Source organism: Novosphingobium sp. GW835-FHT14H07, from assembly GCF_058793515.1.
In genome coordinates this window covers 129,386-149,151 of sequence record NZ_JBXAFX010000010.1, presented here as the reverse complement: position 1 = coordinate 149,151, position 19,766 = coordinate 129,386, and the positions used below count along the sequence as shown (strand labels likewise).

Annotated in this window: 17 protein-coding genes; 6 read left to right on the top strand and 11 right to left on the bottom strand. The window is 64.5% G+C overall.

Annotated features, from left to right (window positions below; all coding sequences use genetic code 11):
* Positions 1–28: 28 nt before the first annotated feature.
* Entirely contained in the window at positions 29–463 is a 435-nt protein-coding gene (locus AC1Q5P_RS11625) for a hypothetical protein (protein WP_492519008.1), read from the bottom strand.
* Between the two features lie 52 nt (positions 464–515).
* Positions 516–2,705: an excinuclease ABC subunit UvrB gene (gene uvrB / locus AC1Q5P_RS11620; RefSeq protein ID WP_492519007.1), complete on the bottom strand. Its 2,190-nt coding sequence runs from the start codon at positions 2,703–2,705 to the stop codon at positions 516–518.
* A 133-nt stretch (positions 2,706–2,838) separates the two neighbouring features.
* Between uvrB and AC1Q5P_RS11615 the strand changes: the two genes are divergently transcribed.
* On the top strand, positions 2,839–3,387 hold the full coding sequence (locus tag AC1Q5P_RS11615; protein ID WP_492519006.1) for a DUF3617 domain-containing protein: 549 nt from the start codon (positions 2,839–2,841) through the stop codon (positions 3,385–3,387).
* 14 nt (positions 3,388–3,401) lie between these two features.
* Here the strand turns inward: AC1Q5P_RS11615 and AC1Q5P_RS11610 are convergent, their stop codons facing one another.
* Positions 3,402–3,578 (bottom strand): DUF1674 domain-containing protein, encoded by a 177-nt coding sequence (locus AC1Q5P_RS11610; protein WP_082013427.1) that lies wholly within the window; start codon positions 3,576–3,578, stop codon positions 3,402–3,404.
* A gap of 74 nt (positions 3,579–3,652) precedes the next feature.
* Between AC1Q5P_RS11610 and AC1Q5P_RS11605 the strand changes: the two genes are divergently transcribed.
* Both AC1Q5P_RS11605 and AC1Q5P_RS11600 read left to right on the top strand, forming a co-directional pair.
* Positions 3,653–4,912, top strand: coding sequence for an RsmB/NOP family class I SAM-dependent RNA methyltransferase (locus AC1Q5P_RS11605; RefSeq protein WP_492519005.1), 1,260 nt, complete (start codon positions 3,653–3,655; stop codon positions 4,910–4,912).
* Between the two features lie 128 nt (positions 4,913–5,040).
* Entirely contained in the window at positions 5,041–5,967 is a 927-nt protein-coding gene (locus AC1Q5P_RS11600; protein ID WP_492519004.1) for a hypothetical protein, read from the top strand.
* Here the strand turns inward: AC1Q5P_RS11600 and AC1Q5P_RS11595 are convergent.
* Both AC1Q5P_RS11595 and AC1Q5P_RS11590 read right to left on the bottom strand, forming a co-directional pair.
* Positions 5,964–6,608, bottom strand: coding sequence for a hypothetical protein (locus tag AC1Q5P_RS11595; protein ID WP_492519003.1), 645 nt, complete (start codon positions 6,606–6,608; stop codon positions 5,964–5,966). The two genes, AC1Q5P_RS11600 and AC1Q5P_RS11595, sit on opposite strands and share 4 nt — an antisense overlap.
* A gap of 35 nt (positions 6,609–6,643) precedes the next feature.
* A complete protein-coding gene (locus tag AC1Q5P_RS11590; RefSeq protein ID WP_492519016.1) occupies positions 6,644–7,651 on the bottom strand; it encodes a sterol desaturase family protein in 1,008 nt (335 codons plus the stop codon).
* 273 nt (positions 7,652–7,924) lie between these two features.
* Between AC1Q5P_RS11590 and AC1Q5P_RS11585 the strand changes: the two genes are divergently transcribed.
* Positions 7,925–8,455 carry a biliverdin-producing heme oxygenase gene (locus AC1Q5P_RS11585; RefSeq protein ID WP_492519002.1) on the top strand — a complete coding sequence of 177 codons (531 nt, stop codon included), beginning with the start codon at positions 7,925–7,927 and terminating at the stop codon, positions 8,453–8,455.
* A complete protein-coding gene (locus AC1Q5P_RS11580; RefSeq protein WP_492519001.1) occupies positions 8,452–11,022 on the top strand; it encodes an HWE histidine kinase domain-containing protein in 2,571 nt (856 codons plus the stop codon). The genes AC1Q5P_RS11585 and AC1Q5P_RS11580 overlap by 4 nt, the downstream gene beginning before the upstream one ends.
* A gap of 178 nt (positions 11,023–11,200) precedes the next feature.
* On the opposite strand, the gene AC1Q5P_RS11575 is transcribed toward AC1Q5P_RS11580, so the two are convergent.
* From AC1Q5P_RS11575 to glnE, 4 genes are all read right to left on the bottom strand, one after another.
* Positions 11,201–11,914 carry a M23 family metallopeptidase gene (locus AC1Q5P_RS11575; RefSeq protein WP_039336239.1) on the bottom strand — a complete coding sequence of 238 codons (714 nt, stop codon included), beginning with the start codon at positions 11,912–11,914 and terminating at the stop codon, positions 11,201–11,203.
* A 185-nt stretch (positions 11,915–12,099) separates the two neighbouring features.
* Positions 12,100–12,897: a ferritin-like domain-containing protein gene (locus AC1Q5P_RS11570; protein WP_193827628.1), complete on the bottom strand. Its 798-nt coding sequence runs from the start codon at positions 12,895–12,897 to the stop codon at positions 12,100–12,102.
* A 15-nt stretch (positions 12,898–12,912) separates the two neighbouring features.
* Complete coding sequence (locus AC1Q5P_RS11565) at positions 12,913–13,386, bottom strand: peroxiredoxin (protein ID WP_062345892.1); 474 nt, start codon at positions 13,384–13,386, stop codon at positions 12,913–12,915.
* On the bottom strand, positions 13,386–16,058 hold the full coding sequence (gene glnE, locus AC1Q5P_RS11560; RefSeq protein WP_492519000.1) for a bifunctional [glutamate--ammonia ligase]-adenylyl-L-tyrosine phosphorylase/[glutamate--ammonia-ligase] adenylyltransferase: 2,673 nt from the start codon (positions 16,056–16,058) through the stop codon (positions 13,386–13,388). Before glnE ends, AC1Q5P_RS11565 begins: the two co-directional genes overlap by 1 nt.
* Positions 16,059–16,167: 109 nt before the next feature.
* On the opposite strand from glnE, the gene AC1Q5P_RS11555 reads away from it, so the two are divergent.
* Positions 16,168–17,166, top strand: coding sequence for an agmatine deiminase family protein (locus tag AC1Q5P_RS11555; protein WP_492518999.1), 999 nt, complete (start codon positions 16,168–16,170; stop codon positions 17,164–17,166).
* Between the two features lie 129 nt (positions 17,167–17,295).
* Here the strand turns inward: AC1Q5P_RS11555 and wecC are convergent, their stop codons facing one another.
* Entirely contained in the window at positions 17,296–18,600 is a 1,305-nt protein-coding gene (wecC, locus tag AC1Q5P_RS11550) for a UDP-N-acetyl-D-mannosamine dehydrogenase (RefSeq protein WP_193827630.1), read from the bottom strand.
* The gene (gene wecB, locus AC1Q5P_RS11545) at positions 18,590–19,729 is read right to left on the bottom strand and encodes a non-hydrolyzing UDP-N-acetylglucosamine 2-epimerase (RefSeq protein ID WP_492518998.1); all 1,140 of its coding nucleotides are present in this window, start codon (positions 19,727–19,729) and stop codon (positions 18,590–18,592) included. Before wecB ends, wecC begins: the two co-directional genes overlap by 11 nt.
* Positions 19,730–19,766 lie beyond the last annotated feature (37 nt).

Genomic DNA, 19,766 nt, shown 5'->3' with positions numbered 1-19,766 from the left:
ATAGAATAATTAGTGCATCTGATAAATTTTAGAGTGTTTTCAGCGCGTCCATGCGCTGCCAATCATCATCTTGAGGCCTCCTTACAAACCAAAATCTCCATCCATTTACGTTAGTCTGAGAGATGGCGCTAGCTGCGTCCGAAGGGCTAGTCCGAACTAGGCCAAATTCATCAATCCATTGCGCGTTGATGATCTTTGCGCGGTAAGTCTTACCCTTGTATGTCGCCCGGAATTGGGTTCCATCCGGAAAAAAGACGTTGGAAAACCATGCTCCAACCGTCTGCCCACCTAAGCCTTGCTGAATGGCAGGAATGCCGGGAAGATCGATCTCGCCGAACCTTGGTGCAAGGCTCGTGCTAGGGAGGCTTAGGAGTCGCCTGATGACTTCATTGTAGCTATCGGCCTCGCTCGTAAGCTGTGCCGTTAACGCTTTGAAGACCTCGAAGTCGATCTCAATTTGCATATTGCCTCCTATAGGAGGTCTATTAGTGAAATTAGTTCAAATAGTCAAGCTCTCACCTCCCCCACTTCGTCTTCTGGCTCTTCCCGTACCGCGTCTTGCGCGTCCCCGGCTTGCCCTCGTTGCTCCGCCCGACAATCGGTGCCTTGCGCTCGCCCTCCGGCAGGCCAAGCTCTGACGCCTCCAACTGCCTGATCTCATCGCGCAACCGGCCAGCCAGTTCGAACTCCAGATCCGCCGCCGCGGCCCGCATCTTCTTCTCCAGCTCCTCGATGTAGCCGCGCAGGTTGTGGCCGACGAGGTTGTTGGCGCCGTCGGCGTCAATGTCGACCAGCACGCCATCGCGGCTTGCCGTGTCGGCAACGATATCGTGGATATTGCGCTTGATCGTCTGCGGGGTGATGCCGTGTTCTTCGTTATAGGCCTGCTGCTTGGCGCGGCGGCGGTCGGTTTCGGCGATCGCGCGCTCCATGCTGCCGGTCATGCGGTCGGCATACAGGATCACCCGGCCATCCACGTTGCGCGCGGCGCGGCCGATGGTCTGGATCAGCGAGGTTTCGCTGCGCAGGAAGCCTTCCTTGTCGGCATCGAGAATGCAGACGAGGCCGCATTCGGGAATATCCAGGCCCTCGCGCAGCAGGTTGATGCCCACGAGCACGTCATAGACGCCCAGCCGCAAGTCGCGGATCAGCTCGATGCGCTCCAGCGTCTCCACGTCGGAGTGCATGTAGCGGACTTTCAGCCCTGCCTCGTGCATGAACTCGGTCAGGTCCTCGGCCATGCGCTTGGTCAGGGTGGTGACGAGCGTGCGATAGCCTTGCTGGGCGGTCAGCTTGCACTCGTTGATGCAGTCCTGCACCTGGTCCTCGACCGGGCGGATCAGCACTGGCGGGTCGATCAGGCCAGTGGGGCGGATGACCTGCTCGGCAAACACGCCGCCCGCCTGCTCCATTTCCCATTGCGCTGGCGTGGCCGAAACCGCGATCGTCTGCGGGCGCATCGCGTCCCACTCGTTGAAGCGCAAGGGCCGGTTGTCGATGCAACTGGGCAGGCGGAAACCATACTCAGCCAGCGTCAGCTTGCGACGGTGGTCCCCGCGCGCCATCGCGCCGATCTGCGGCACGGTCTGGTGGCTTTCATCGAGGAACAGCAGGCAGTTGTCGGGCAGGTATTCGAACAGCGTCGGCGGAGGCTCGCCTGGCAGGCGGCCGGTCAGAAAGCGGCTGTAGTTCTCGATCCCTGCACACGAACCGGTGGCAGCGATCATCTCCAGATCCAAGTTGGTCCGCTGTTCCAGCCGCTGCGCTTCAAGCAGCTTGCCTTCCTCGACCAGCTCCTTGAGTCTCTCGGTCAGTTCGAAGCGGATAGCCTGCGCCGCCTGCTGCATCGTCGGTCCGGGCGTCACGTAGTGCGAATTGGCATAGACGCGCACGTTGTTCAGCTTCGCGCCGCTCTTCCCGGTCAGCGGATCAAACTCGACGATCTCCTCCACCTCGTCGCCGAAGAAGCTGATCCGCCACGCGGTATCGTCATAGTGCGAGGGAAAGATCTCGAGATTGTCGCCGCGCACGCGGAAGTTGCCGCGCGCAAAGCCGGCATCGTTACGCTTGTACTGCAGCGCCACCAGCTTGCGGATGATCTCGCCGCTGTCGACCGTCTGCCCGACCTTCAGGTCGAAGATCATCGCCGAGTACGTCTCGACCGAGCCGATGCCGTAGATGCACGAAACTGAAGCCACGATGATCACGTCATCGCGTTCGAGCAAGGACCGCGTGGCCGAATGGCGCATCCGGTCAATCGCCTCGTTGGTCGAGCTTTCCTTCTCGATATAGGTGTCCGACCGGGGCACGTAGGCCTCGGGCTGGTAATAGTCGTAGTACGAGACGAAGTACTCGACCGCGTTTTCCGGGAAGAAGCTCTTCATCTCGCCATAGAGCTGCGCGGCGAGGATCTTGTTGGGCGCCAGGATCAGGGCGGGGCGCTGCAGTTCCTCGATGACCTTGGCCATGGTGAAGGTCTTGCCCGAACCGGTGACGCCAAGCAGCACCTGCGTCTGGTCGCCATCGCGCGCGGCAGCGACAAGGTCTGCAATCGCGGTGGGCTGGTCGCCGGCAGGTTGGTAGTCGGACACTACCTTGAATCGCTTGCCGCCTTCCACCTTGTCGGGGCGCTGCGGCTTGTGCGGCACAAAAGTGCCCGAGGTGTCGGGCTCTTCGAGTCCCCTGCGAATAACGAGTTCGGCCATCGCCCGAATATGGGGAACAAACCGCGCCCATACAACCGTGCCCGGAAGAGTCTCTGGCAGGGTGACGCGGCGCACTGGCGCTTTTCCGGCAGGGCGTTAGCCTGCGTGCCGGAACGAGAGAGGACGAGACCCGATGCGTGCTGCAATTGCCCTGATCCCGCTTGCCCTGCTTGCCGCCTGCAACGATGCCGGCACCGTCGACAAGAAGAACGCTAGCACTGCCGAGGTGGCCAAGTCCGTGGCCGATGCGGGCATGAAGCTCAATCCCGGACGCTGGGAATTGACCATGCAGTTCAAGAAGTTCGAGGTGGAAGACATGCCGCCCGAGGCCAAGGCCATGATGCAGAAGATGCTCGGCGAGACCAAGACCTTCGCCTCCTGCCTGACCAAGGAAGAGGCCGAAAAGCCCGACGGCAAGTTCTTCGGCCAGCAGGGCGAGGACTGCAAGTACGACACGTTCACCATGGGAAACGGCAAGATCGACGCCACCATGACCTGCAAGGGCACGGGCGAGGATGCCGGCAACATGGCAAAGATGACCCTCGCCGGAACCTACAGCCCCGACACTTACGACATGACCATGGACATGAACGGCACTGCCCCCAACGGCAAGGCCATGGTCATGCAGATGGCCCTCACCTCAAAGCACAAGGGCGAATGCAAGGGTGACGAGCAGGGGTAAACACGCCTGCAATTTCAGAAATCAATCGCGATCCCGTTCTTTTCCCAGTCGCCGAAGCGTGTGGGATCAAGGCCATCGGGATCATCACCGCGCTCCATTGCCTTGGGCGCGGGGGCGGGGTCGTTGGTCCAGTGCGCTGGCGGAGTGAAGTCCGCGGGGCGCTTCGTCGCACGGGGAGTGGGCTTTTCCATGCCCCTGCAGATGGCGCGTCTCATGCCGAACTGCAATTGCATATTGGGGCACAAGCGCCGATAGGCTCCCCCTTATGTCCCGCTCCACTCCTGCCGATGAAGTCCCCGGCGTTCCCGCCCGCCGCGCCGCGCTGCGCATGCTTGATGCCGTGCTGCACCGGGGCGATCCGCTCGATCAGGCAGCGCCGCCGATCCTGCGCGCGATTGAACGCGCTGATGACCGCGCGCTTGCCCTTGCCATTGCGCAGGAATCTTTGCGCTGGATGGCCGATCTCGATGCGCTGATCGATGGCGCGACAAAGCAGGCCTTGCCCGAAGATGCGAAGGCCCGCTCGGTCCTGCGCCTGATGCTCGCGCAGGCGCTGCGCCTGAACCTGCCCGGCCACGCCATCGTCGCCACCGGGTTGCCGCTGCTCATGGGCGGCCCGCGACGACTGGCGCACGGCGTGTTCTCCGCCGTCACCAAGAGCGGCGCCAAGCTGCCAGAAGCACCCACGCTTCCCCCCGCTGTCGCCGTTCGCTGGCAGCTTACATGGCCCGAACGCATTGGCGCGATCGCCCAAGGCCTCGCCGAACCGCCGCCGCTCGACCTCACCTTGCGCGATCCGGCGCAGACCGCGCACTGGGCCGAACGCCTTGGCGGCCAGTCGCTCGCCCCCGGTCACATCCGCCTCGCCCGCGCCGGTGCCATAGAAGCGCTCGACGGCTTCAGCGAAGGCGCGTGGTGGGTGCAGGACCTCGCCGCCAGCGTGCCCGCGCGCCTGCTGGGCGAAGGGAAGGGCCGTCGCGCCCTCGATCTCTGCGCCGCGCCGGGCGGCAAGACCCTGCAACTCGCCGCCGCCGGGTGGCAGGTCACCGCGCTCGACAAGTCCGCACGCCGCACCGAACGCCTCGCCGAAAACCTCAAGCGCAGCGGCCTCACGGCGCAAGTCGTCGTTGCCGATGCCCTGAACTGGCAGCCCGAACACCCGTTCGACGCCATCCTGCTCGACGCCCCCTGCAGCGCCACCGGCACCTGCCGCCGCCACCCCGACGTCCTCCACCGCCACGCCAACCTCGCCGAACTCACCGCCCTGCAATCCGCCATGCTCGACCGCGCCGCCACCTGGCTCGCCCCCGGCGGCACGCTGGTCTACGCGGTCTGCTCGCTGGAACGCGAGGAAGGCGAGTTGCAGGCGCTGGCCTTCGACAAGCTGACCCCCGCGCCTGTCACCGAGGCCGGACTGCCTGATGGCCTCACCCCCGCCAACGGCCACTTCCGCTCCGACCCTGGCATGTTGGCAGAACAAGGCGGCATCGATGGCTTTTTCGCTGCGAGGTGGATGAGGAGTTAGGCGCGCGAGGCTGAGTCAGGGGAGCGAACAGAGGAGAGGGTTCAGCTATTCACAAGCTTCGCCTGGAAAGCCATCGTTCCGGATAGGATGCGCTAGCGATCGTGCGCTCCCGGTGGCAATGTCATTCTATGGCCCAGCGGAATACGCTTCTCACAATCGCTTTTGGTTTGAGCATCGTGCTCGCAACATCCGACTCTGCGTTCGCCTCATCGCGACCGTGTCCGGCGGATGCCAAGCTCGCGACCTTGCTTGCAGCCTCCGATACTGTGCTCATTGGCAAGATGGACGTGCCTGAGAAACGGCTTAGAGAGGAAGCACTCACACCTTTGCCTGAGTATCTGGATATCCCAATAGATGTCGAAAGCATCGTAAAGGGAGCAAGCCCGACCAGTGAACCTGTTCGTTTCTATCCGAAAGATGCCCCCTATCAGCCATCAAACAGCACTATGCTTGACTTCGCGGGTAAACCAGCAATCCTGTTTCTGACCCGGGCAAATAGTGATCCGGTCCGGTTTTACTTCGCAGGCTACACGCCCGACGCATTGAAGCTGGCTGATGACAGGACTGTAAGCGCCATACACGCCGAAGTTGCGCGACAGGAGAAGATTCTTGCATCGTGGCGGACCAATGACAAGCTACCACATTTTGCGGAAGTGGGCGCACTTATTGCCCGTCTCGGGCAAGTAAGTGATGATCGGCAACAGCGCGTGTTCGATCAGCTGGAAGCGCTCGGAGAAACAGCCGTGCCTGCCATCATCGCTCAGATGGATGACCGGCGCCCTCTACGCACGCAGGCAATCTCCCTCAAGAATCACGCCTTAGACGCGTTTGAAGGAAAGCGACACTACGGCCCTAACCAGGTCGTGGATGGACTCGCCGCAGTGCTCAATCAGATCACCGGCTTGAGCTTCGGATCGATCGCCAACGGTGGTACAAAGGATCAACGCGACGCCGCAATCCGTGGCTGGCGCGTCTTCGCTGCCGATCTCGATTGCAAGAAGAGGTTTAGTATTGCGCCCACGGGCAGCAGCCGTTTATCGCTGCTCGGCTCCTAACTCTCCCCCGCCAGCCTCCGCCTAAACATCCGCCGCACCAACCAAGGCTCCAGAAACCGCCCGACCAGATAGAGAAACGCGAAGATCCCCGAGAACACATAGGCCGCCGTTGCCGAAGGCTTGCGCTTGCGGCTGCCGCCTTCGCCGTCCTTGGGCTTTTCCGGAGCGGGTGCGCCGAGGAACTTGTCGATCGGGTGCAGGGTCAGGACCGGCTCGTCCTTCTTCTTCTCGTCCTTCTTCGCCCCATCGGCCTTCTCCTTCGCCTCGGCCTGCGCCTTCTGGTAGGCGCCCACGGCGAGCGTCAGCTGGCCAAAGCCGATGAACACGAACGGCAGCAGGAAGCAGAACAGCATGAAGCGGCTGGTCAGGCGATAGCGCAGCACGCGCCCCGTCGCCGTTTCCTCCACCCGCAGCGCACCCTTTTCGAACGTGGCCAGCGTGTCCTGCGCGGCGGGGGAGGGGTTGGCATAGGCAAGGCCTTCGCCCGTCGGCTGAACGCTGTAGCCATCGCTTTCGAACGCCGGCGAAACCCGCGCCAGTGCCTCGTCCGCGCCAATGCCCTCGGGCACAGGCACTGCATCCCGCACCGTCCAGATCCAGTCGATCAAGCGCTTGGCCGAGCGCGGCTTTTCAGGCGTCATCGGTTGCGTCCAGGGCGATGTCGCAGCCAGACCGCTCATTCCGCCGGAACCGCCGTATGCGCGCCACCCATGTGATTGCCGAATTTGGCACCAAACTTCGCCCGCAGCGTCTTCCACGCCTCGCTGAACGGATAGTGCATCACCTCGCGGATATGCATGCGGCGGCCGCCTTCCATGCCCAGCACTTCGGCCTCGCCGTCGACGCAGGTGCCGAACATCCGGTCGATGATGATCCACGTGCCCGAATAGTTGCTGCGCGTGGCTTCATAATCGAGCGAGTGGTGCACGCTGTGATGCTCGGTCGTGTTGAACAGGAAGCGCCACCAGCGCGGCGTGTTGAAGCGCACGTTGATGTGCTGATAGGTGCTCACCGCCAGGCCGAACGTGCCCGCGATCAGGAAGGCGCGCGGCAGGAAGTCGAAGAAGCCGCCGATGCCGAGGCCGATCAGGAACAGCTCCACCGGATTGCCCACCGCGCCCTTGTTGATGTTGAGCTGGGTGATGAAGTGGTGCGGCGCATGGGTCAGCCACAGCGGATACCAGTTGTGCATGCCGCGATGCATCCAGTACTGGCCGAAGTCGAACACGAACGAGATCAGGAACGCCTGCAGCAGCAGCGGCAGCCCGGTGAACCACGCCACCTTGCCGAAATCGAAATTGCTCTGCAACATGCCGATTACCGCGTCCGAACCGATGAACTGGTCAACGATGCGCAACACTGTGTAGCCAAGGCCGACATAGAACAGGTCGGTCACCAGCTCTTTCCACGTCAGCTGCCATGAACGGAAGCGCGGGTTCACCCACTCCAGGGCGAGCAGCAGCACCTTGAAGCCGATGCCGATGGCAATGCCGGTCGATGCCACGGCCCATTCGTTCGGCGCATAGTACCAGAAGAGCAGGAAGCCGAAGAAGGTGACCGGCTGGAACCAGGTGAAGAATGCCCGCTTGAAGGGACCTCCTTCCACCTTCGGCACGTTTTCCCAACCGACTGTCACTGGCGCGTCTGCGCCGATGATCCGATTGCCAACCTGAACACCTGCCATCTGCCGACCCTCGATCTGCATGCCATGCGGCGGGAAAAAGGCCCCGCTTCGGATCGCACTATGGAGACTCCGCCGTGTAGGTATACGCGTCGAATGACGTATGCCCTTTGTGGAGGGGCTTGCTCACGGCTCAGCCCGGGAATCAGGCGATCTGCACAGGATTTGAAGTCGGCGCAGGAAACTTTTGCCACGCGGTGCGTTCATTGTCGTTAACGTTAGTCTTGTGGTCGGTGGCCGTTGTCGATTCCTGAATTCTCCGGCCAGTCGGCCCGCATGCTCCTTCGCGAAAGCACCCGCCCGGATCACGATCGCGTCGACGCCGCCTTTGCCCGGTTCGACCTTGGCGATCCTGTCGATTACCGCGCGTTCCTTCTCGCCCAGGCGTCGGCCTTGCTCCCGATCGAGGCCGCGCTGACCGCTGCGGGCGTGCAGGAGGTCGTCTGCGACTGGCCGCAACGGCGACGGGCAAGCCGCGTCCTCGCCGACCTCGCGGACCTCGGCCTCGCCACTCCCAAGGCACTGGAGGCGCCGCAGCTTGGCTCAACGGCGCAGATGCTGGGGGCTCTCTATGTCGTCGAAGGCTCGCGCCTCGGCGGAGCGATGCTCGCTCGACGCGTGCCCGCGCATCTTCCCTGCCGCTTCCTGTCGGACGCGGACTCCTCGCGCTGGCGCTCGCTGGTCGCGCTGATCGATCACGAACTCGTCTCTCCCGCAAGCCAGGCGGCAGCCCTTGCCTCTGCCCGCGCGGCGTTCGCCCTTTTCGAAGCCGCCGCTCATGCGCAAGCCGGAGTTCGCGTCCCTTGAGCACTGACCCATTGGGCGCTGGCAGCGCGGTCGACCTGACCAACTGCGATCGCGAACCGATCCACATCATCGGCTCCATTCAGCCCAGCGGCTTCCTCATCGCGTTGACCGCCGACTGGTTGATCGCCCGCGCCTCGGCAAACCTTCCGGAATTCATCGGCTGGGAGCTTGCCGATACCTATGGGCGCTCGCTTGACGAGGTTTTCCTGCCGCAGGCCGTGCATGACCTGCGCAACCGCACCACGATGCTCCGCAACGAAGACGCGGTCGAACGCATGTTCGATGTCCCCCTCGTCGCGGGCAAGGGCAACTTCGACGTCGCCGTCCACTACAGCGGCGGCCAGATCGTCATCGAGGCCGAACCTTCGCGCGGCAGCCTCGGCGACGTCACCGGCATGGTCCGCTCTATGTTTGCGCGGCTCGATCAGTGCAAGAACATGACCGCGTTCTACCGCGAAGGTGCCCGCCAGATCCGCGCGCTGATCCAGTTCGACCGAGTCATGGTCTATCGCTTCGCTCCCGACGGATCGGGCGAAGTCGTGGCCGAAGCCTGCCGCCCCGGCATCGGCCAGTTCCTCGGCCTGCATTACCCGGCCAGCGATATTCCGGCCCAGGCGCGCCAGCTCTACTTGCGCAACGTCCTGCGCGTGATCGGCGACGTCCACGCCACGCCCGTGCCTGTGCTTCCCGCGCTGGACGAGACCGGCGCCCCGCTCGACATGTCGCTCTCGCTGTTGCGCTCGGTTTCGCCGATCCACATCGAGTATCTCAAGAACATGGGCGTCGATGCCTCGATGTCGATCTCCATCATCGTCGATGGCAAGTTGTGGGGCCTTTTCGCCTGCCATCATTATTCGGCCAACAACCCCAACTTCGAACGCCGCGCGGTGGCAGAGCTGTTCGCCCAGATGTTCTGCATGCGCCTCGAAAGCCGCGAGCGGCAGGATACGATGGAGTTCGAACGCCGCGCCCGCGATATCTCCGACCAGCTGCTCGGGGCTGTCGCCTCTGATGAAACGCTTCTGCGCGATCCCGACTGGCTGGCCGACATCCTCACGCACGCCATTGCGGCGGACGGCGTGGGCGTCTGGCTCTCGGGCGGTTATGCCTTCTCCGGCCAGTGCCCGCCCACGGAGGACTTCCGCCGCATCATCCGCGCGCTGAACACCACTGCCGCCGGCAAGGTCTACGCGACCGACCATATCGGCTCGCTGATTCCGGATACCTATCGTTTTTCCGACAAGGTCGCGGGCCTGCTCGCCATCCCCATCTCCCGCTCTCCGCGCGATTACGTCGTGCTGTTCCGGTCAGAGATGGTGCGCTCGGTCCGCTGGGCAGGAGATCCGCACAAGCCCGTCGAGTACGGCCCCAACGGCCCGCGACTGTCCCCGCGCGAGAGCTTTGCCGAATGGAAGGAACTGGTCCGGGGCAAGTCCAGACCATTCACCTCCTCGGAACTGCGCGTAGCCGAAACCCTGCGCGCCACTCTGATCGAGGTCGTTTTGCGCCTGTCGGACGAGGCCACCGCCGAACGCCAGCAGGCAAGCGACCGGCAGGAACTGCTGATTGCCGAGCTAAACCACCGCGTCCGCAACATCCTCGGCCTGATCCGTGGCCTCATCCGCCAGTCGCAGGCGAGCGATCCGGCGCTGGCGGGCTTCGTCAAGCTGATCGACGGCCGCATCCATGCGCTCGCCAGGGCGCACAACCAGATCACCGAGGACCACTGGGGCCCGGCGCCACTGCAATCCCTCATCGACGCCGAGGCGGCGACGTTCATGGTGGACAGCAGGCGCATCCGCAGTTCGGGCGAGCAGGTCATGCTCAATCCGCTCGCCTATTCGACGATGGCCTTGGTCCTTCACGAACTCGTCACCAATTCCAGCAAGTACGGCAGCCTCTCGGTCCCCGATGGTCATGTCACGATCGCCTGGAATTTCTCAGCCAAGGGTGACCTTCTGGTCGCATGGCGCGAGGTTGGCGGTCCGCCCGTGCGCGAACCGCAGCGGCAGGGCTTCGGCACCACGATCATCCAGCGCTCGGTGCCCTACGATCTCGGCGGCGAGGCTGCGGTGCGCTTTCAGGAAAACGGGTTCGAGGCCGACTTCTGCATTCCCAAGCGCCACGTTGCCGAGGCCTCGGGTGCAGCGCGCGTGATCCATTTTCCCAAGTCAGGCCCCGGCCACGTCGAGGAACCTCCGCAGAACCTGCTCACCGGTCAGCGTGTCCTGCTGGTCGAGGACAGCCTGATCATCGCGCTCGATGCCGAGGATATCCTCTCCCGTCTTGGCGCCGAATCTGTCGTGACCGCAGGCTCTGTCGACGCCGCCCTCGATCTGATCGACGCAGCCCGGCCGACCATCGCCTTGCTCGACATCAATCTCGGCATCGGCACCAGCTTCCCGATTGCCGATGTCCTGCATGAACGCGAAGTGCCTTTCATGTTCGCAACCGGATATGGCGAACAGGCAAAGTTTCCAGACGTCCACCGCGCCCGCCCGGTGGTGCAGAAGCCCTATACCATCGGCAACATCGCAAGAGCTTTGGCGACGCTGCTGCCGGACTGAAGAGGTGCTTGAACTCCCCCTCCCGCAGGCGGGAGGGGCTGGGGGTGGGCATTCGCCGTCAGGCGAAGTTTGCGCAAAGCCTGAGGCACAAACAGAAAAGGGCGCCGTCACCGGCGCCCTTTTCCGCATCCTCTCCAAGATGCTCCGTGATGAAACGGGTCTTTGGCGACCCTGTTCCTTATTCTTCCGGACCGCCGCGGCCTTCGGCCTTGTCGTTCGAGGCATAAAGCGCGTCGCCCTTGCCCTGCATGTAGGGCAGCGGGTTCACAGCTTCGCCCGAAACGCGGACTTCATAATGGAGGTGAGGGCCGGTCGAACGGCCGGTCGAACCGACGTAGCCGATGATGTCGCCCTTGCGGACCTGCTGCCCTTCGGCAACCGCCACGCGCGACATGTGGCCATAACGGGTTTCCATGCCACCGCCGTGATCGAGACCGACGAACAGGCCGTAGCCGCCGAACCATTCAGCCTTTTCCACGACGCCATCGGCGCTGGCGCGGATCGGGGTGCCGGTCGGTGCGGAAAGATCGATGCCCTTGTGGGCGCGGCGGCCGCCGAGCACAGGATGTTCGCGCATGCCATAGCCGCTCGAAAGGCGGGTCATCGCCACAGGCGCCAGCGACGGGATCGAAACCGATGCCTTGCGGATGGTGGTCGGCTTCGAGGAAGGCAGGATGCCGTTGTCGAGCTGCTGCCAGCTGGCGAAGAGGCGGCGGAATTCTTCGTCACCGCGATCGGCCGAGACGCCTGCCTTGGCGGCTTCGGCAGCGCGAAGCGGGGCGGCGATGTCTGCGGAAGCGGCGCTGTTTGCGAATGCCGGCGCGGAAGAGAATGCAACAACTGCCGTAAGGGCGCTGAATACAGTCTTGAAGGTGTTTGTGTTGAACAACATTACGACCCGTACGACCTTTTTCTCGGCTCTCCGCTTCCGGCGTTAGGCCGTGAAGCAGCAAGCCCTGAAACCCCCAGAGCGAACCCGATTTGCGGCAACAGACAGACGTGCGGCCTGTCGCCCGGGATTTTTCAGAGTTGGTCGGAACCCCCCGCCATCTCGTGAATTGGGGTATGCGGGGCAGGTTACTGGCAGGCAACCCCTGCCATCATTTCGCGCGACAAACCGGCTGATCGACGCGCCGAGTCGTTGAACGGTGGCTTAACGGCACCGCGAAAGTGCTGCTGGAGCAAGGTTTTCCAAAGGTCCGCGGGGGATTCGCCCCTCGTCTGGCAGACTGCGGTGAAATGTGTTGTGCCGAACCGCACATGGCGAATTTCATCGTCAACGATTCTTTGCAGGATGCGGGCAGAGCGATCGTCACCGCCTGCCAGAAACCGCTCGACGGTAGCGGGCGTCACATCCAGTGCACGTGCTTCCAGCACCATCGGCACCACGGCCAGCCGAGCCGCCACATCGTGCGCGGTCTCGCGCGCCGCATCCCACAATCCGTCATGCGCCGGCATCGCTCCATAGAAGCTGCCCAGCGTGCGCAAGCGGCGGGAAATCAGCGCGAAATGCATCGCTTCGTCCGCTGCGACCGACAGCCAGTCGTCGACGAACTGCCGCCCCATCTCCGCACCGAATCGTCCCGCCGCATCCAGCGCCAGGTCGATCGCCACGAATTCGATGTGCGCCAGCGCATGAAGCAGGGCGAGCCTTCCGTGCGCCGATCCGCGCCCGCGCTTGGGCATGGCACTGGGCGGCAGCAGCTCCGGCTTGTCTGGCCGGGCCGGATAGTCAGGCATCGCCACGTCGAACACCATCGCCAGCTCACCGCCACGCCAGCGGCGCACCACGTCGCGCGCTGCCATGACCTTGTCCTGCGGCTCAGGCGTCAGCATCACCGCGCGGATGGCGCGGGCGAGGGTAGGTGCGTTCATTGCTCGTGTTGCCGGTCAGAGCGCCTTGGCTGCAGCCAGCACTTCCTCGGCGTGGCCCTTGACCTTCACCTTGTTCCACACCTGCGCAATCTTGCCATCCGTGCCGACAAGATAGGTCGTGCGCTCCATGCCCATGTAGGTGCGTCCGTACATCGACTTCTCGGTCCAGATCCCCAGCGCGTCAGAAACCCCGCCTTCCTCGGCATCGCTGGCGAGCGGCGCGACAAGCGCGTGCTTTTCGGCAAACTTGGCATGCTTCTGCGGCGGGTCCTTGCTGACGCCGAGGACGGCAACGCCCGCGGCCTCGAACTCGCCATGAAGCGCCGAAAAGTCCTTGTTCTCGGTGGTGCAGCCCGGTGTGTCGTCCTTGGGGTAGAAGAACACGACCAGCTTGCGCCCTGCGAAATCCGAAGCCTTCACGCTGCCGCCATCGGGCTTGGTCATCGCGATGTCGGGGAATGCCTCGCCCGTTCCGATCCGCTCGCTCATCATGCAATCTCCAGTTGAATATCGAACACCTGCGCCCAGCCACGGCCCACGCAATGCCGTGCTGCCAGCACCGCATCCAGCAGCGCGTCCCAGCTTTCCAGGCCGCAGGACCGCGCGACGATGCCCCGGCTCGCTTCTGGCGGGAACATGCCATCAGGGGCAACCAGCCGCACCACCACCAGCAATCGCGCCAGCAGGTCATGCGCCTGCCGCATGCCGGCGGGCAGCAGCCCAAGGTCTTCGAGCGCCTGCACCGCCGCGCCAAGATCCGGCGTCTGCGCCAGATGGTCGCGCAATTGCAGGAAATGGACCATGAATTCGATGTCCACCAGCCCGCCCCGCGCCAGCTTCACGTCGAGAGGGCCCTTGGCCGGCTTGTGCTCAGCCATGGTCCTGCGCATTTCCAGCACATCGGCGCGCAGCTTTTCCGGGTTACGCGGGCGCTCCAGCACCCGCGCGATGATCGCCGAAAGCGCCGCCCGGTCCGCGTCGGTCCCGAACATCGCCCGCGCCCGGCACAGTGCCATGTGCTCCCACGTCCAGGCATCCTCGCACTGATACTTCTCGAAGCTGTCGAGGCTTACGGAGATTGGCCCTTGCGCCCCCGAAGGCCGCAGCCGCGTGTCCACCTCGTAAAGCGCGCCCGCCGCCGTCGGCACCGAAAGCGCGGCGATCACCCGCTGCGCCAGCCGGTTGTAGTACAGCGTCGCCCCCAACGGCCTGCGCCCGTCGGATTCGCTCGCATGATCGCCGCTGAACAGGAACACCAGATCAAGGTCCGATGCGTGCGTCAGCGCCGCACCGCCCAGCCGCCCGAGGCCGAGGATCGCCAGATCGCTCTCCGGCACCACACCGTGATTGACACGAAACTCCTCGATCGCCGCACGGCCCAGCACCTCGATCGAAGCCTCGGCCACCCGGCTCAGCGCCGCTGCCACCTCAAGCGGATCGCGCTGCCCTTCAACCAGCTGCACCCCCAGCGCAAAGCGCATCTCGCCCACGCGCAGGCGCACTGCATCGAGCAGCCGCTGGTAATCGTCCCCTGCTTCCCCGCGCGAAAGCTCGGCCGCAATCTCGGCAACGCTGCCCGGCAGGTCGAACGCCGACCGGTCGATCAGGATGTCGAGCAGGTCCGACCGTCGCGCCAGCTCGTCCGCCAGGGTCGGTGCGTGGGCCAGCACTCGCATGACGACGACCAGCAATCCCGGCCGCGCCTCCAGCAGGCGGAACACGTTGATCGCACTCGGCAATCCCTCCAGCAGGTGTTCCCACCGCAGCAGTGCCCGCTCCGGGTCCGGCGCCCCGCACAGCGCACGCAGCAGCTGCGGCCGGATCCGCGCAAACGCCTCGCGCGCCTCGGCGGAGCGCAGGCAACGGTACTGCCCGCCCTCCCAGGCCTGCACCCGCTCGGCAAAGCGATCGACTACCGGGTCGGACTGATCCGGCACCTCCACTTGCACCGCGCCCGTCGGCGCATACGTCTCGATCAGCGCATCGAACCGCCGCCCGACCGTGTCCGAAATCGCCGTCAGTTCCGCCACCAGCGCCGCGCCATCTGCCAGCCCGTCCAGCCGCGCCACGCCATCGAGCGCGGCCGCATCTCCCGGCAGCGAATGCGTCTGCTGGTCCGCCACCATCTGCAAGCGGTGCTCCAGCGTCCGCAGCCGGTCATAGCTCTCGCCCATCACGGCGGCATCCTCGGCCCCGATGATCCCGGCTTCGGCGAGCGCATCAAGGCTCGCCCGCGTACCCCGGAGCCGCAGCGCGGGATTGCGCCCGCCATGGATCAGCTGGTGCGTCTGCGCGAAGAACTCGACCTCGCGAATCCCGCCGCGCCCGCGCTTCAGGTCATAGCCCGGCCCGATCGCCTGCCCCGCCGAATAGTGATCGCGGATCCGCGTGGTCAGCCGCCCGATCTCGGCAATCGCCCCGAAATCGAGGCTGCGCCGCCACACGAAGGGCCGGATCGTATCGAGGAAGGCCTGTCCCCGCGCCACATCTCCCGAAGCCGCCCGCGCCCGGATATAGGCCGCCCGTTCCCACGCCAGCGCGCTCGATTCGTAATGCGTGATAGCCGCTTCGAACGGCAGGGCGAGGGGGCTGACCTCCGAGGCGGGCCGCAATCGCAAGTCCACCCGGAAGACATAGCCATCGCCCGTCACCGCAGACATGATCTCCATCAGCGACCGCGCCACGCGCTGCGCCGCATCGGCTGGATCGTCGCGCTCGCGCCGTGGAAGGACATCGGGATCGTAAAGCAGGATCGGATCGATGTCCGATGAATAGTTCAGCTCCTGCGCCCCGTGCTTGCCCAGCGCTATGGCGGTAAATCCGGTGCTGTCCGCATCCGGCACGCGCCGCCGGATCGCCGCCGCAATTGCCGCGTCGAGCGACCGGTCGGCAAAGTCCGATAGCTCCGCCACCACGCGCCCCAGCGGAAACGCCCCCGCCAGATCGCCGATTGCCACCACCAGCGCCAGCGCCATCCGCTCCCGCCGCAGCGCCACGGCGGCATCCTCGATGCCAGAGCCGGCAGCCTTGGCCCGGGCCAGCGCCCCTTCGATATCCCCTGCCGCCAGCAAGGACTCGACCTCAGGCAAGCGGCCAAGCGCCATCGACAGAAACGGGGAGTGCGCACGCGCGCGGGCAAGGGCGCTTGGGAAATCGGTCATCGTCCGTCCCGAATGCCCCGCTTGCCGCGCGTGATCAAGCGCCATGGAAAACGCCCGCCTTCTGCTCTAAGGCGCGGGGCCAATTCCTCGGATTCCGGACCAGACAGCCATGACCGCCCACTTCACCATGCCCCCCGAATGGCACCCTCAGGACTGGCTGTGGATCGGCTTCCCGCACCTCGCCGAGGAATGGTCGGGGGTGATCGACAAGGCGCAGGAGCAGATTGCTGCCTTCGCCAGCGCCGTCGCCGACAGCGGCCAGGAAGTGCGCCTTGTCGTGCGCGATGCCGCCAACGAAATGCGCGCAAAGTCGCTGGTCTCTGCGGCGGTAAAGCTTGAACGCCGCACCTATGGTGATGTCTGGCTGCGCGATACCGGCCCGCTCGTCGTGCTCGATGAAGCGGCCAATCGCAGCGCCCGCCTGTTCGGCTTCAACGGCTGGGGCGAGAAGTATCTGATGCCGGGCGATCAGGAAATCGGTGCGGATCTCGCCGTTTCGGCCGACCTCGAATCCTCGAAGGCTGACTGGATTCTCGAAGGCGGTGCGCTGGATGGCGATGGCACAGGCCTCGTCGCCACGACCGAACAGTGCCTCCTCAACCCCAATCGCAACCCGCACCTGACCCGCGCGGACCTCGAGATGCGCCTCAACCGCGATCTCGGCTACACCCGCGTCCTCTGGCTGGGCGACGGGTTGATCAACGACCACACCGATGGCCACGTCGACAATCTCGCCCGCTTCGTCGGCCCGAACCGCCTCGCGCTCCCCCGCGCTACCGGCCCGAACGACCCAAACGCGGCGATCTATGCCGACGCCAAGGCCCGCGCCCAGGCCGCGAGCGTGGACGTGGTCGAAGTTCCGTCGCCGGGCCGCATCGAGTGGGGCGACATGATCCAGCCTGCCAGCTACATGAACTTCGTCATCACCACGAACCTCGTGGTTGTGCCGATCTTCGGCTCGCCCCACGATGAAGATGGCGTCGCCGCTATCGCCGAACTCTTCCCCGACCGCGCCACCATCGGCCTGATGGGCGATGCCGTCCTCGCAGGCGGCGGCGGCTTCCACTGCGCCAGCCAGCAGATGCCGAACGCGGTCTCCAGGCAATAACCGAGCGTCACCGTCACCCCGGGCTTGACCCGGGGTCCCGCTGCCTTCTTGGCCGAGCTGAAACTGAAAAAAGCGGGACCCCGGATCAGGTCTGGGGTGACGAGTTTCTTTACTGATTAGCGGACGGCCTCAACTCGCCAGCCGCAACCCCGCACCAGCCACATCAACCCCCGGCTGATCCGGCCAGATCCCGCGCGTATCGTAGACGGCCTTGCCCGAACGCTCGGCCAGCGGCACCACCTTGAACACATCGTGGTCCACCAGCACGATCAGCACGCCGCACTCCTCCAGCGCGGTATCGAGGTCGATCTGCACCGCACCCGTTCCCTCGAACTCGCGCGGCAACTGGCCCGCATAGGGCTCCACCACGTTGATCCGGCTGCCGAACTTGCGTGCCAGGCTCGCCGCCACATAGCGCGCCGGGCTCTCGCGGAAATCGTCGATGTTGGCCTTGAACGCCAGCCCCAGGCAGGCAACCATCACGCCCGGATGGGCCTCGACCAGCGCCGAGGCCTTGGCGACGACATGGTGCATCTTGCCATCGTTCACGTTGCGCGCGGTGCGGATCAATGGGGTTTCATCAGGAGCGCCCGCCACGATGAACCACGGGTCCACCGCAATGCAGTGCCCGCCTACGCCAGGGCCGGGCTGCAGGATGTTCACGCGCGGATGGCGGTTGGCCAGCCGGATCACTTCCCACACGTCCAGCCCCATCCGGTCCGCCACCATCGAAAGCTCGTTGGCAAAGGCGATGTTCACGTCGCGATAGGCGTTCTCGACCAGCTTGGTCATCTCGGCCGAGCGCGCATCGGTCGTCACGCAGGTCCCGCGCACGAAGCGCTTGTAGAACGCCAGCGCCTTGCGCGCGCAACGCGGGGTGATGCCGCCGATCGAACGGTCGTTGTTGGTCAGTTCCTCGAGAATGCGTCCCGGCAGCACGCGCTCCGGGCAATAGGCGATGGAAACGTCGGGCGTCTCCTTCGTCTTTCCGGGGAACTTGAGGTCGGGCCGCAGCCCCGCCATCAGATCCCGCATCTGCTCAGTCGTGCCGACAGGCGAGGTCGATTCGAGAATCACCGTGTCGCCTGCCTTGAGCACCGCCGCAACTTGCGTCGCTGCCGCAAGCACATAGGAAATGTCCGGCGTGTGATGTCCGTCCTTCTCGAACGGTGTCGGCACCGCGATCACGAAAACGTCGGACGGCGCGATCTGCGTCGATGCGCGCAGCAGCCCGCGCTGCACCACGCCATGGACGAGGCCATCAAGGTCGACTTCCTCGATATGGATCTCGCCCCGGTTGATCGTGTCGACCACGTGCTCCGACACGTCGAGGCCGAGCACCTTGCACCCTGCGCGGGCTATGATGGCAGCGGTTGGAAGTCCGATATAGCCGAGCCCGACAACACAGACGTCCGGCTTCACATCACCCATCATTCGCCAGCAACTCCACGATACGGCGCGCCGATTGCCCATCCCCGAACGGGTTGTGCGCACGCGCCATGGCCGAATAGGCAGCCTTATCGTCGAGCAGGGTGAAGATTTCGGTAACGATGGTGTCCACGTCGGTGCCGACCAGCTTCGCGGTCCCGGCAGTCACGCCTTCGGGCCGCTCGGTCGTCTCGCGCATGACCAGCACCGGCTTGCCCAGCGCAGGGGCCTCTTCCTGCACGCCGCCCGAATCGGTCAGCATGATCTCGGCCACGGACAGAAGGCGGGCGAAGTGCGGGTAATCCAGCGGCTCGATCATTGCCACGTTGGGCAGACCGTTGAGCGCCGCGTCCATCACCTTGCGCACATTGGGATTGGGGTGGACCGGAAACACCACTGCCACGTCCTCGCGCGCAGCAATCTGCCGCACGGCCTCGGCAATGTTCTCCAGCCCCCCGCCAAAGTTCTCGCGGCGATGGCTGGTCACCCCGATCACGCGCTTCCCCGCAAACCGCGCCTCGATTTCGGCAAGCCCGGAAGCAAGCGCCGGTTCGGCCTCGATCTTTGCCGAAACCCATTGGAGCGCATCGATCACCGTGTTGCCGGTCACGTGTACGCCCTTGGCATCGACATTCTCCGCCAGCAGCGCCGCTGCCGAAACATCGGTCGGCGCAAAGTGCAGCCTGGCAATCGTGCCGATGATCTTGCGGTTCACCTCCTCGGGCCAGGGGTGATAGATGTTGTGGCTGCGCAGCCCCGCCTCGACATGGGCCACCGGCAGCTTGCGATAATAGGCGGCCAAGGCGCCGGCCATCGCGGTCGCGGTGTCGCCCTGAACCACCACCCAGTCGGGGTTCACCTGATCCATCACCTTGCCCAGTTCCGTCAGCAGCGCAGCCGTCAGCCCGTCGAGCGTCTGGTCCGGCTTCATCAGATCGAGGTCGTATTCCGGCACGATCCCGGCAATCTCCAGCACCTGATCCAGCATTCCGCGATGCTGCGCCGATACGCAGGTCACAACGCGCGTGCGCGGATCGGCCGCAAGCGCGTGGACCACGGGAAACATCTTGATCGCTTCGGGGCGGGTGCCAAACACCACGAGGATCGTCTTTGGGAGGATGGCCTTTTCCGTCATGGCGCTTCCAATATCGGCTGAGTGTTAACCGTGAAAT